Source organism: uncultured Clostridium sp. (assembly GCF_934754915.1).
Classification (GTDB): domain Bacteria; phylum Bacillota; class Clostridia; order Clostridiales; family Clostridiaceae; genus Clostridium.
On sequence record NZ_CAKVKB010000030.1, the window covers coordinates 1 to 13,871 of the forward strand.

Here is a 13,871-nt window from a genome sequence, read left to right on the forward strand (position 1 = left end):
TAATTCCTATTCTTATTAACATAGCATTAGTTCAGTGTATAATGAAACCTAAAATATTAAAAAATGCTCTTAATATCTTTCTTACTCAAGGAATTGTTGTACTAGTGGCTAATTGTATATATGATATGCTTAAACAAATATCAAATCATCCTAAAAGTTTAAGTATATCAACTGTTACAACATCACATAACTTTATTTTTAATTTAATTTTTAGTTTACTATTCTTTTTAATTTTATTTATAATTAACTACATTGTTTATAAGAAACACTTATCAGAAATCTCTTTTGGTAATTTTCTATGCTCTTTCTTATGTGGTTTCTTTATAAATGTTTTAATTCTCTTATTTATTATGTTTAGATTTAATACCGTTATATTACAACTATAAATTAATAAATGTACAAGTACCTATTAGATCTATGTATCTCTATTTTTAATGTAACATAATATTCTTAAGTACTAAGAAGTTTCACCAATAACTATATAAATTTACCATTATTGTACAGCAGATTTTCTTAATTTCTACTTATAGCTAAAAGCACAGATTGAGTCTCTGTGGTTTTAATTAAATACAATTAAATAACTACCTAATCTAACAAACTAGGTAGCTATTTTATATCTTAAAGATAATCCTTGTATATTCCTTTTTTGTTCAAGTCATTTAAGAGATGTTTTATATCTTGGTCTTTGTTTCTATCCATTACCAAAATGACATCCCCAGCATCTACAACTACTAAATCTTTTATTCCAAAACCTATTATTAAATTTTTTCCTCCAAACACTGAACAATTTTCACAATCTGCTACATAGACATTTTGAGAAATGCTATTGTTTCCATTTGATTTTAGCAATCTGCTTAATGCACCAAAACTTCCCATATCATCCCATTCAAAATCACATTTTATCACAAATGCTTTTCTTGTTTTCTGCATTACACCAAAATCAATGGAAATCCCATCAATAAGCTTATATTGCTCTTCTATAATTTCATCTTCATTTTCCTGTCCTAAATTTTTATATATCTCCATTAATGATTTATGCAGTTTAGGCAGATATTTTTCTATTTCACGAAGAATTACATCTGCTCTAAATACAAACATACCAGAATTCCATAAATAAGTTCCTTTTAATATAAAATCCTTTGCCACTTCTAAATTGGGCTTCTCTGTAAATCTTGCTATTTTATAAGTTGGCATATTTCCTACAATTCTTTCACCCATTTCAATGTAACCATATCCCGTCTCTGGTCTGCTTGGCTCAATACCTAAAGTTACAATACATCTTCTTCTGTTTGCAAGCTCAATAGCTTGAGACAAGGTGTCTGTATAATTTTTCTCACCTTGAATATAATGATCTGAAGGAAGAACCACCATAACTGCATCAGCATCCTGCTTTAACAGTTTTACTGCTGATAAACCTATACATGTCGCAGTTTCCTTATTAGCAGGTTCTACAAAAATATTATTCTCATTTATATTATCAAGTTCATTTTTAACCTTTTCTCTATATTCCATGTTGGTTACAACATAAATATTTTCTTTGTTTATTATTGAGGTTACCCTGTCAACTGTATTGACTAAAAAACTTTTATCATTTATGAGCTTTAAAAATTGTTTTGGTGCACTTGCTCTTGATAAAGGATATAGCCTGCTTCCCTTTCCTCCAGCTAAAATAAGCCCGTATATCACGCACTTTCAACTCCATGTAATGATACTAGTTCATTATATGTTGAATTTTTTCTATTTGTGAATAATCATCGCCTCAATAACTACATTAAAATACTCTATTTAGATTCAAATGATTTTATCTTTTAAATCTAAATAGAGTATCTAATTCACAATTTTTTTATTTTCTACTCTTCTCATTTTACAATACCTCTTCATTCCTAAGAGCTTATCTTAACAATGTGAAAACTATTATTAAAACTCAAAATCACAATATACACTAAAATTTAGGTGCAAAAGCAAATACAGCAATTATCTTTACTTTTTCATTGGTTTCATTAATATAAGAATGTTCAACATCAGTTTTAAATGAAAGTGCATCATCTGGAAGAATTGTATAATGACTGTCTCCAACTTTTAATTTTAAAATTCCCTCTACTCCTATAATATATTCACACGTTTTTTCGCCATGTGCTCCACTATAATAAGTTGCTCCTGGTTCAATTTCTATCATATATATTTCAAAATTTCTTTTCTTTTGAAATGGAAAATAATTATATACAGTATATTGTCCCGGTACTTCTTTCGATGGTATTAATTTCGTATGATCAACATGATATGCTTCTAAATCTGGTTCTTGAATCAAATCATCAAATTCAACTCTGAGACCACTTACTATCTTCCCTATAGTTCCGAGGGTAGGATTTGATTCCCCTCTTTCAATCTGTCCAAGCATACTTTTACTTACTCCAGTCTGTTCTGCAAGTTCCTCTAAACTCATTTTTCTTGCCAGCCTGATTCTTTTTAAATTAATAGCAGCATTATGTGCTAAAAAATCAGCTTTATTCAATAAAATCATCCTCCTTCCATCATATATTTTCGATAACAAGTTTATTATACTAAATAAGGCAGCTTCAATTTTAACTGCCTCATTTAATACTCTGCATTCTTTCAATTTTAATAAATCTCTTTTTTTATTTGATTTTAACTATTAAGGGTTTTACATATTATTCACAAAATTTCTATATACGTTATTTACTACATAGCTTTTCTATATATATCTTCAATTTCTTCTTGAGTAAATACAATTGGGTTATTTGCTACACTTGCTGCTGAAACTTTCATACAATTTTCAGCCATCCATGGAATATCTTTTTCTTCAAGTCCAAGATCAGATAATTTAACATTTAATTCAAGTTCTTTAAGCATTGTTCTAATCTTCATTGCACAATCTTCTGCTGTAATGCCTCCAAGAATTCTTGCAATTTTGCTGAATTTATATCTTTCACCCTTATAAGATGCTTCAATAACCACAGGTGCTAAAGCTGCAAGTCCTTGTCCATGAACAATGTCTTTCAATCCACTTGCTGGATGTTCCATTCCATGTGCAAGAGTAACTCCTGCTGTATTTATAACCATACCTCCAATAGTGCTTGCAAGGGCTATCTTTTCCCATCCTTCTCTATCCGATGAATCTTTATAAACATTTACTAAATTTTCTGCTATTAATGAAATTCCATAAAGACTTAATGCATCTGTAAATGGTTGTGAAATTTTAGATGTATATGCTTCAATACAATGACATAATGCATCAAATCCTACAGATGCCAATACTTTCTTAGGCATAGTCATCATGCATTCTGGATCAACAATTGATGCTTTTGCCACAATTGCATTACAGCGTAATGATTTCTTATCACCAGTTTCAGGATTAGTTAAAACTGCAAAACCATTTCCTTCTGAACCAGTACCACATGTAGTAGGTATAAGTATTAAAGGCAATGCCTTATCACTTTGACGCTTATTGAAAATATAATCATTTATGTTGCCATCATTCATAGCAAGAAAAGCTATTCCTTTTGCACAATCCATTATACTTCCTCCACCAATAGCAACAACAACATCACATCCATTTCTCTTTGCAAAATCTGCTCCTTCTTCTGCTGTAGTTGTCAATGGATTTTGAGACACTTTATCAAATAATACTGTTTCTAATCCTGCTCCTTTCAAACTGTCATTAACTTTATCATATAATCCTGTCTTTTTAGCACTGCTCTTTCCAGTAACAATCAATGCTTTCTTACCATATTTCACAGCAATACTCCCTGCTTGTACTACTTTTCCAAATCCAAATACGATATTTACTGGTAAGAAATATGAGAAATCTATTGAAGGTTCTTTTTCAGACTCATCATATCCAGCTGACTCATCTCTTGCAGCCATAACTGCCTTTTCAATTGCATAATCACTTATTGACTCTACATCTTCTACTACTTCATTTTCTGCCGGCTCTTCATCTCCAAGTTCATCATTTGCTACATCAATATGTGATCCAAATTTTTCTTTATATTTAAATTTACATGTTATGCAAAAAACGAATCCTAATAATGACCAGCCTCCTGCCATAATCCATTCCTGCCATACTAAAGAACATCCTGAATTAGGTATTAAATACATTGCTACCATAAATCCAGACATCGCTACTGCAATACACCCTACAATTTTATAATGCTTAACCTTATATGGACGTGGCATCTCAGGATTTTTCTTTCTCAAAATCATAAATGATAATGCAACCATACAATATGCCATACAACATCCGAAATTACCTGCATCCATAATCCATAAAAGCATTTTTCTTCCAAAGAATGGTGCAATAACTGATAATGCTCCAATTAGATAAAGAGCATTTATTGGAGTTTTATATTTGCTATGTAACTTTACAAAACATCTAGGAATCATATATGATTCTGCCATAGAATACATAGCACGGCTTCCACCTATCATAAATGAATTCCAACTTGTTACTATACCACACATACCACCAATAATCATTACTTTTGACATTATACTGCTGTTAAATGCTTTAGCCATAGCATCTGCTGTAACTAACCCACTTCCTTCTTGAGATGCTATAATATCAGATGGTGACATTAAATAGCCAACTGCAATAATTATTAATGCATAAAATGCAACTGCTAATATGATTGAAAGAATTAATATTTTACCTATCTTCTTTAAGGGAAGATTAATTTCTTCTGCTGCCTGTGGAATAACATCAAAACCTATAAAGAAAAATGGAGTCATTACTGCAACACTAAATATTGCCTTTAGAATTCCTGCTGAAGAATCACCTATGAATAATTGAGTCTGTAAATTTGATACATCCCCAGTTATAGCTGATGATACTATTAATAAAATACCAACACCGCCAATAATTCCTGTAAGTATAGTCTGCAACATAGCTGCTGTTTTAGCTCCTTTTATATTAATAAAAGTAATTAATATAGCTAATATAACTGCAACTGCAACCCATGAGGCATAAACATCAAAACCAGCTACTGTATACAAATAGCCTTTTAAAAATGATGGAAATATATATTGAATTATTGTTGGAAGTGCACATGCCTCAAAACAAACAACACTTACATATCCCAAAATTATTGCCCATGTACAAACAAATGAGCCCATAGGTCCCATTGCTTTGTAACTAAATACATGCTCGCCACCACATTGAGGCATAGCTGCTGTAAGTTCAGCATAAGTAAGTCCAACAAAGAATATCATTATACCTCCAATAGCAAACCCTATTGCAGCACCAAGTACACCACCTTTTTCAATCCAATCACCTGAAGATACAACCCATCCCCATCCAATCATAGCTCCAAATGCAATAACAAGAATATCCCATGCACTAAATACTTTATCAAATTCAGATTTCTTTTTCTCCATCTGCATATCCCCCTTTTAGCTGAATAAATCAAATAAAAAAAGCATTAAAATAAAACTCTTTAAAAATTTTATTTTTAACGCCATTGTTAAAATTTCATAAATATGTAATTATATAATTCCTTATTAAACATAGTTAAATGCCATTGCTACAAATATTCCACATTAATCTTCAAATCTTAGATCGATTAATTGTTCAATATATTTTGCTGTTTTATACCATCCTAAGACACTGCTGTCAATCATCATATGACGATTATGCCTGTCTCCACGATGAGAACCTGTTATATATTTATAACGGGAATGTAGCTGTTCATCATTGTATCTTACTAATTCTTTTGCTTCCTTTTCTGAAATATTTTTTTGTTCCATAACAGACTTTACACGTATTTCTTCTGGAGCATAAATAAATATATTAAGGCAGTCTTTACGATCCTTTAAAGCGAAATCACTACAGCGTCCAATAATAACACAAGAAGACTTTTTGGCAAATTTTTGAATAACCTCAAATTGCGTATAAATTACACGATTGGTAAGGTTTGCATATCTTGGGCCATATTTTGTATCATACTCATACTTAACATTATTTTTTTTATCAGCTTGTTCTACCAATTCTCGTTCTACACCTATTTTATCTACAACTTTATCCACAAGATCCCTGTTATAATATTCAATTCCAAGAGAATCTGCAATCATTTTTCCAATTTCAGGACCACCACTGCCATATTCACATCCAATTGTTACAACAATATGTTTTTGTTTCATTATCTGGTTCCCCTCCTTTTATATATATGATTTTTAAATCTGCGAAGAAATTTGAATAACAATTTCTTCGCGGATTCTACTCTTTATATAGCTATTTAGCTAATGCTTCAACAGATTCTTTAATAATTTCTACTGCTTTATCACAATCAGCTTCAGTTATTATTAATGGTGGTATCATACGAATTATATGTGAACCGATTGCTGTAATTAAAAGCTTTCTATGTAAGCATTCATGTTTAACATCTACTCCGCTTATTGTATCATCGAATTCTACACCTACCAATAGTCCTTGTCCTCTAACTTCTTTTACATGTGGTAAACTTTTTAATTTATCCATGAAGTAAGCTCCCATTTTCTTTGCATTTCCTGCAAGATCACGATCAAGAAGTTCATTTACTTCTGCAAGAGCTGCTGCACAGCATACTGGGTGTCCACCGAATGTAGTACCATGAGAACCTGGTGTAAATGCTTTTGAAACTTCTTCACTTGCACATATAGCTCCAATTGGCATTCCTCCTCCAAGAGCTTTTGCCATAGATACAATATCAGGTTTTATTCCATAATTCATAAATGACATTACAGCACCAGTTCTGCACCATCCACTTTGAACTTCATCAATAAGAAGTAACATTCCTTTTTCATCACAGAACTTTCTAAGTCCTGTCATAAATTCCATTGTAGCTGGATGAACACCACCTTCACCTTGAACAGGTTCAATCATTATTGCAATTGTATCTTCTGTACATGCATCTTTAAACGCTTGAAGATTATTATATTCAGCATATGTAAATCCATCAGTCATAGGTCCAAATCCAATTTGACATCCATTGTAAGGTTGACCTGTCGCAGACATAGCACCAAAAGTTCTTCCATGGAAACCATCTTTTGCAGTCACAATGTTATATCTCTTTGGACCATATTTTTCAACACCATATTTACGAGCCATCTTTATCATTGCTTCATTTGCTTCTGTACCTGAGTTTTGGAAGAATATTTTATCCATTCCAATAGTAGTACAAACTTTTTCTGCCAAAAGAGCTTGTGGAATTGTATATGGATAGTTAAATGTATGCATTATATCTTCAACTTGATCTTTTACTGCTGCTACAACTTTTTCATTACAGTTTCCTGCTGAGTTAACTGCTATACCTGCATAGAAATCAAGATACGCATTTCCTTTTTCATCATACATATATTGATCTTTAGCAGTTTCTGCAAGAAAATCAAAACGCTCATAAGTTTCAATCATATACTTATTTACTTTTTCTTTAATATCCTCTGCTGTTAATCCTAAATCTTTTAATTTCATAATAAATCTCCCCAATCTGCCTATAATGGCTGTTTTTTTATTTTAAAGTTCTTAATTTAATACATTTTATAAAACAAAAAAGGCGCTCCGGAAAAACTCTAATTTCCGAAACGCCATTGTTTCAATTTCTATTTATTTTTTCTAATCTTTACTATATATAGAATATACCACCTGTGCGTTATATTGTCAATATGTTTTATATTTTTTATTTTTTCTTGCCAAGATCTTGAATATACATCATATAAAGCACATTTATATCGTATTATTATGCGTTATAACATACATAAATGTAATTAAAAATTTCTTTATTATTATATAAAAATACAAAAAGAAAGCTGTCTTATAAAAAATATAAATTAAAACTAGTGCATTGTATGCAGCAGAATTTAATATTTCTATAAGCAGCTTCTTATTTTTTCATATATATATATATATATTCCAATTGACAATGGAGATTGAAATCTTTTCAAGATTTCTTTAATTATTATACAGTTTTATTATTTGGAAAATATAAGTTTATTTAAAAATTTTATTTCAGATGATTTTTATAACATAGCTTTACAAAATATTTTAGTTTTAATCATGAATTCTTCTTATTACTTTAAATACAACGGAATTTTCCATGACAAGAGGAGCATTATGTGCGAAAAATACTATTCCATTTGTTGTAGACACAACATTAGATACAACAGTTCCTTCATATGGATCAAGTATCTCTGCAAGAATATCTCCTCTTTCAACTCCATCTCCCGGATTTACTCTCCTTCTAAAAATTCCTGCACTTTTTGCCATTATAGGCTTTAAATTATCTTCTTCTATTATACTTGCTATATATCCACTATGGCAATTATACTTTATAACTCCCATTCTTGTAAGAAATCTTAAGACAGCAGTTACTGCATGTTTTGCTGATACTTCATCTATTTCATCTGTACAATTTGTATATACTGAAAAAGCATTTGTATTCCAAATCTGCCAGTTATAATTTAAAGTTGTAGTATCAACTGGTTTTGGTTTTCTTATAAAAACATATTGAAGACCAAATAAATTTGCAAGACTTGGGCTTTGATATCCTGTTTCCATCATTCTTACATGTGGTATAAAATCCCCAGGCATATAGAAACTTGCAAACTGTATTCCATATGTATATCCTTGAACTTCTTTAAATACTCCAGCTGCAATTCTTTGTGTTGTCTCGCCTTCTTCATAACCTGGAAACATTCTGTTTATATCAGTATTGTCTAATGCCCAGAATCTTTTACCTATATTCATTGCATGTTTATTTATTGAAGGTATTATTAAAATTTCGTTATTCCTAGTTATATGTCCTTTTTCTTCTAATTTCTTTAACTCCTGTATAAGCTGCGAACATATATATAGTTGCTGTATTTCATTACCTCTTATTGCTCCAACTATACATGCAGTTTTTTCACCTTTTCCAAATCTGTATCCTGTAACCCTCAAATCATCTCTATAAGGTGATTTTAATGAAAAGATTATATCTTTAATCATTTTTTTCACCTCCAAGAACCCTTGCAATAAGAGAACCTGCATACACAACTGGATATTCTCTTAAAGTAAATATCAATCCATCACAAGGTGCAAGAATTTCTTCTTCAATGTCTCCTGTCAAAGCATTCAGTATACTTCCTATTTGCTCATTCTTTTTTATAGTACTCCAATGACTTGCTTTTGGAATAAATATTCCAGAAGTATTAGCATTTGCAAAACCAACTTCCCTATCAGTAGAAACTATTGGTTCTCTTCCTTCTTTTACTTCACCAGACCATATTCCCATTTCTTTCATAAGTCTGAATATTCCATCAACAAGCTGTTTACAATAAGTTTCTGTAATTCTCATCCCAACTCCCATCTCAACAACAAGAGTAGGAACATCTATTGAATTCAAACTATAAGCAAGTGTTGATTCTAAAACAGTTACAGATTCATGAACCCATATGAAATCTGTATTGATTAATTTTGCATAATCCAACAATTTATCTTTACTGTTTTCATTTATTCTCACTTGAGGTATTTCCCTTAAAAATATATTACTTGCATGGATGTCTATACACATATCGGCTCCACTTATATCTGATATTATCTGAGATGCTACATACTCTGCCATAGCTCCATCTTCATTACCTGGAAAAATTCTATTCATATCAAGATCAAACATTGGTATTCCACGCTGTATGGAATCTATTCCAAGTGGATTTAATGCTGGATATATATCAACAATTCCTTTTAATTTATCCATATTTTCTTTTATTATTCTATTCATTTCATAACATACATATTGTCCCTCAAGTTCATCTCCATGAGTTCCAGTAACTATACATATTCTTTTTTCATCACCTGTTAATTTTTCAGGCTTTAAAGTATTTTTTCTTATGATCATATTTTCATCAACTGGAAGTCCAACTGACACTACTGTATTAATCATAAATATTCCTCCTCAAATATTTCTCACTTATATTGTTAAATTTCCTTAATCAAAAAATATATTTTCTCTTCTTAATTTTGTAATAACATAAAAACACATTTAACTATTACACACCCCCTATAATCTTTTCTATAAGATAGTTTTATATAATAATAATCTACTATCTTGTTGTTTATAAGATTAATTCTCTTACATATTCAATAATCATATATTTCAACTATTTATGAGTCACCCATTCACTAATCATCAATCGTACCATTTATCTTTATGATTTTGGCATATATTCACAAAACAGTAATTAAATATACATAATCTCGACATGCACCGCATTTAAACTTCAATACATCATCACTTTTGTAATAACTGATCCATACATCAAAAAAGACGAAGGTGTTTAAAACACCTTCGTCTTGATAAAATTTTACCATTCCAAAAAATTTATGTCAATATAACTACTAATTATAATAAATCAATTCTATTTTACTGGAAGCTGAACTACATTCCCATTTTTTCCACAACATTTTTTATACTTCTTACCACTTCCGCAAGGACAAGGTTCATTTCTTCCAACAGCTTTATTTACATTCTCACTCAAAGCTGTTGATTTAGCATCATTAGTTGAATTCCCCTTTAACTTCCACAATCTTATCTTCTTTACAAACTTATTCATCATTTTTGATGCAACAAATTTTACATCCTCTGTCTCTATATTAATAAGTTCAATCATTCTATCTACAGCTTCAGATGGTTCTAATTCCTGTACATCTAATGCTAAATCTTCCATCATTGCAATTGTCATATCTTTATCCACACTGAACATAGATGTAAATTCCTTATAGAATGATTTACCTGCCTTACTGTTATAAACCCAGTTAATTTCAGACATACTTATTAATTCATCTTTAGATACAAATGCGTATTCCTGTATTCCTTCTTTTTCAATATCCTTTAATACTTCTTTATAATCGTCTATCTCATTATTTATAAAATATCCTTTTTCTTCTCTGAATTCATTATAATAATACGATGCTTCTCTAAGTAAATCTAATAAATTAATTTCATTATTATCTTTAAATTTTTCAAGCATAGACACTGCATCTTCTATTTTTAATACTCCATAAATCTTATTCATGCCTCTATATATGTTTACTAATTCAGTATTAAGTCTTAATCTACGTCTATACTCTATATCATTTCTATCCTTAACAAGATTCTGAACTATTTTAGGCATTAAAAATACAGATTGTTCATTCTTTACTGTTGGATATAATATTCCTTGCTGTATGAAGTATGCACACTTTTCTACTTCGTCCTCATCTATTTCATCAAACTTTTTTACACCTTTTTTGTCTACATAACTTTTTAATATTTTGTATCTTTCTTCTTCAAAAAGTTCGATTCTCTTTTCTACTAAAGGTTTATATTCTTCTATAACCTTCTCTGCTAGCTTATCTTTATTCAATCCTGATATTTTTGCAACACCTAAGTTTCTTGCAATATTATATATTTCATCTTTTGATAAACATTCAATAAGTTCCTTTATATCAAATGAATATACTCTCTTACTGAGTTTTTTCTCCATTTTTGCTGCTGCTTTATCCAATTCATCTTCAATATTTTTGCAGTTTTCGCATAACCACTTTTGAGTATCAGTATTGTAATAAATAGCTTCTTCACCACAATTACTACATTCATGCTTCTGTTCTTTCTTTTTATTCATATCCATTTCTATAACATTTTCATTTAAGTTTTTATCTTTTTCTTTCAAGTAAATATCTCCTTTTATGGTCTCATCTTCATATACTAACATTTATTATTTAACAATTTAAAAGCTCTGGGAATCTTAAGATTTTCAGAGCTATATCAATATATTATTATATATGTTATATAAATTATTTTCAAATTCTTATTTAATTCATATAATTCAAAATTTTATCTTTATTCTTAATTATAAGATCATAACCATTCTGGTATATTGCTCTTAATTTATTTCTGTCTCTTTCAAATCTTGATATATCCATCTTTACTGTAGGCCTTATTATAATTGCATCTCCTCTTTTTTCTAGTTCTTCACATAATTCTATCTGCTCATTATATTCCTTATATCTATTTACTAAAACTTGTGCAAGCTTAGGATATTTTTTCTTATAAAATTTATATGCTAATTTATTAGCTTTTGACTGCTTCTTTCTATATCCTTCATTTCTAGTAAGTACAATCAAATTTTTCTCATTTCCATCCTTAAGAGATTTTTTTATAGGAATTGAGTCTTTAAGTCCTCCATCAGCATAAAGTTTTCCTTTTATATTAGCAAACGGAAACATAAATGGTATTGCACAGCTTCCTCTCAAAATCATATTTTTTTCATCAAGTGCATCCTTATCAAAATATTCAACTTCTCCACTTTCAATATTAAATAGGCCTGCAAGAATTTTTCCATCATATTTATAAAATGTATCATAATCAAATACACAATATTTATTTGGGATTTCATCAAAAACAAAATCCAGATCCATAATTGCTTTACACCTTATTAAATTTCCATATCCAACATATCTTTTATGATCAATGAATTTTTCCATTATTTCAAGATTTCTTCCTCTTTGCTTTGATATATATGAATAAGCATTTGTAGCACCAGCAGATACTCCAATGACATACTTAAAATCTGCCTTTATATCTAATAATGCATCCAACACTCCTGCTGTAAACAGCCCCCTGAAAGCTCCACCTTCTAATACCAGACCAGTCATAAACTGCACCTCCTTAATTTCTATATTAAATTATAACCGATTTTATTTTTTTAGTCATTTTTGTTATAATCTGATTCATCTATCATTATTGTTCTAATTTGTAATTTTATTATATAATTATCTTAAAGTTTAACCATTGGAGGAAATAATGAAGAATATTATTGAAAAAGCAAAATTAACTCATAATTTAAATGAGATTGAGATCTTGCAATTACTAAAAGACAATTCAATAAATGAATTACTTTTTAAAACTGCTGATGAAGTACGTGAAAAATATCTAGGAAATCTAGTTCATTTAAGAGGACTTATTGAATTTACCAATATATGCAAAAGAAACTGCATGTATTGCGGATTAAGAAGAGATAATCATAATTTAAAACGCTATAGATTAAGCGAAGATGAAATAATTGATTTTGCCCAAAAAGCTGTTAACTATGGATATAAAACAATAGTGCTTCAAGGTGGTGAAGATGAATATTTTACTACTGAAAGAATGGTTAACATAATAAAGAAAATCAAAAACCTTGATGTAGCACTTACATTAAGTCTTGGTGAAAAAACTTACGAACAATATAAAGCATTTAAAGATGCAGGTGCAGACAGATATCTGATACGTATTGAAACCACTGATAGAAAACTTTATGAAGATATGGATCCTGGCATGAACTTTGATGAAAGGGTTCAATGTCTCAAAAATTTAGGTAACTTAGGATATGAAGTTGGTAGCGGAACCCTTATAGGTCTTCCTGGACAGACACTTGAATCTATTGCAAAGGATATTTTATTTTTTAAGCAAATCAATGCTGACATGATTGGTATTGGACCATTTATTCCAAATCAGGATACCCCATTAAAAAATGCGAAAGGTGGTACTCTAACTTTAGCATTAAAAGTCATGGCAATAACACGATTGATTCTTCCTGATATAAATATTCCAGCAACTACTGCAATGGAATCATTAGAACCAAATGGAAGAATTAAAGCACTTCAAAGTGGTGCAAATGTAGTTATGCCTAATGTTACTGAAGGAGAATATCGAAAACTCTATGCCCTTTATCCTGGAAAAATATGCACTGGCGATACACCTATACACTGCCGAGGATGTATTACTGGAAAAATCACAAATATAGGACGTGTTATTTCTGATGGTTATGGCTTTAGAGGAAATCTTAATATAAACACACACACCACTACTACTTCATAAGTA

10 protein-coding genes and 1 pseudogene are annotated in these 13,871 nt (G+C 30.0%); 1 reads left to right on the forward strand and 10 read right to left on the reverse strand.

Features of this window, described 5'->3' with window-relative positions:
- Positions 1–618 precede the first annotated feature (618 nt).
- The 10 genes and pseudogenes from Q0F58_RS06965 to Q0F58_RS07005 form a co-directional block, all read right to left on the reverse strand.
- Positions 619–1,686: a mannose-1-phosphate guanylyltransferase gene (locus Q0F58_RS06965; RefSeq protein ID WP_294374176.1), complete on the reverse strand. Its 1,068-nt coding sequence runs from the start codon at positions 1,684–1,686 to the stop codon at positions 619–621.
- A 256-nt stretch (positions 1,687–1,942) separates the two neighbouring features.
- The gene (locus Q0F58_RS06970; protein WP_294374180.1) at positions 1,943–2,512 is read right to left on the reverse strand and encodes a helix-turn-helix domain-containing protein; all 570 of its coding nucleotides are present in this window, start codon (positions 2,510–2,512) and stop codon (positions 1,943–1,945) included.
- Positions 2,513–2,700: 188 nt separating this feature from the next.
- Positions 2,701–3,831, reverse strand: coding sequence for an iron-containing alcohol dehydrogenase (locus Q0F58_RS19620; protein ID WP_367118160.1), 1,131 nt, complete (start codon positions 3,829–3,831; stop codon positions 2,701–2,703).
- Between the two features lie 234 nt (positions 3,832–4,065).
- Positions 4,066–5,400, reverse strand: a pseudogene (locus Q0F58_RS19625) (APC family permease); the annotation flags it as partial.
- 156 nt (positions 5,401–5,556) lie between these two features.
- The gene (locus tag Q0F58_RS06980; protein ID WP_294374185.1) at positions 5,557–6,156 is read right to left on the reverse strand and encodes an AAA family ATPase; all 600 of its coding nucleotides are present in this window, start codon (positions 6,154–6,156) and stop codon (positions 5,557–5,559) included.
- Positions 6,157–6,247: 91 nt separating this feature from the next.
- A complete protein-coding gene (locus tag Q0F58_RS06985) occupies positions 6,248–7,465 on the reverse strand; it encodes an aspartate aminotransferase family protein (RefSeq protein WP_294374187.1) in 1,218 nt (405 codons plus the stop codon).
- A 576-nt stretch (positions 7,466–8,041) separates the two neighbouring features.
- Positions 8,042–8,977 (reverse strand): M14 family metallopeptidase, encoded by a 936-nt coding sequence (locus tag Q0F58_RS06990; RefSeq protein ID WP_294374192.1) that lies wholly within the window; start codon positions 8,975–8,977, stop codon positions 8,042–8,044.
- Positions 8,970–9,911 (reverse strand): M14 family metallopeptidase, encoded by a 942-nt coding sequence (locus tag Q0F58_RS06995; protein ID WP_294374195.1) that lies wholly within the window; start codon positions 9,909–9,911, stop codon positions 8,970–8,972. The genes Q0F58_RS06990 and Q0F58_RS06995 overlap by 8 nt, the downstream gene beginning before the upstream one ends.
- Before the next feature lie 475 nt (positions 9,912–10,386).
- Positions 10,387–11,679, reverse strand: a complete 1,293-nt coding sequence (locus Q0F58_RS07000; RefSeq protein ID WP_294374200.1) for a YecA family protein — start codon at positions 11,677–11,679, stop codon at positions 10,387–10,389.
- 142 nt (positions 11,680–11,821) lie between these two features.
- Positions 11,822–12,664: a patatin family protein gene (locus Q0F58_RS07005; RefSeq protein ID WP_294374203.1), complete on the reverse strand. Its 843-nt coding sequence runs from the start codon at positions 12,662–12,664 to the stop codon at positions 11,822–11,824.
- Between the two features lie 148 nt (positions 12,665–12,812).
- Between Q0F58_RS07005 and hydE the strand changes: the two genes are divergently transcribed.
- Entirely contained in the window at positions 12,813–13,868 is a 1,056-nt protein-coding gene (gene hydE, locus Q0F58_RS07010; protein WP_294374207.1) for a [FeFe] hydrogenase H-cluster radical SAM maturase HydE, read from the forward strand.
- Positions 13,869–13,871 lie beyond the last annotated feature (3 nt).

What these genes read in the sequence shown, in the direction of transcription:
- Q0F58_RS06980 (WP_294374185.1), bottom strand. Translation starts at nt 6,156, where the DNA reads ATGAAACAAAAACATATTGTTGTAACAATTGGATGTGAATATGGCAGT.
- hydE (WP_294374207.1), top strand. Translation starts at nt 12,813, where the DNA reads ATGAAGAATATTATTGAAAAAGCAAAATTAACTCATAATTTAAATGAG.
- Q0F58_RS07005 (WP_294374203.1), bottom strand. Translation starts at nt 12,664, where the DNA reads ATGACTGGTCTGGTATTAGAAGGTGGAGCTTTCAGGGGGCTGTTTACA.
- Q0F58_RS06985 (WP_294374187.1), bottom strand. Translation starts at nt 7,465, where the DNA reads ATGAAATTAAAAGATTTAGGATTAACAGCAGAGGATATTAAAGAAAAA.
- Q0F58_RS06995 (WP_294374195.1), bottom strand. Translation starts at nt 9,911, where the DNA reads ATGATTAATACAGTAGTGTCAGTTGGACTTCCAGTTGATGAAAATATG.
- Q0F58_RS06990 (WP_294374192.1), bottom strand. Translation starts at nt 8,977, where the DNA reads ATGATTAAAGATATAATCTTTTCATTAAAATCACCTTATAGAGATGAT.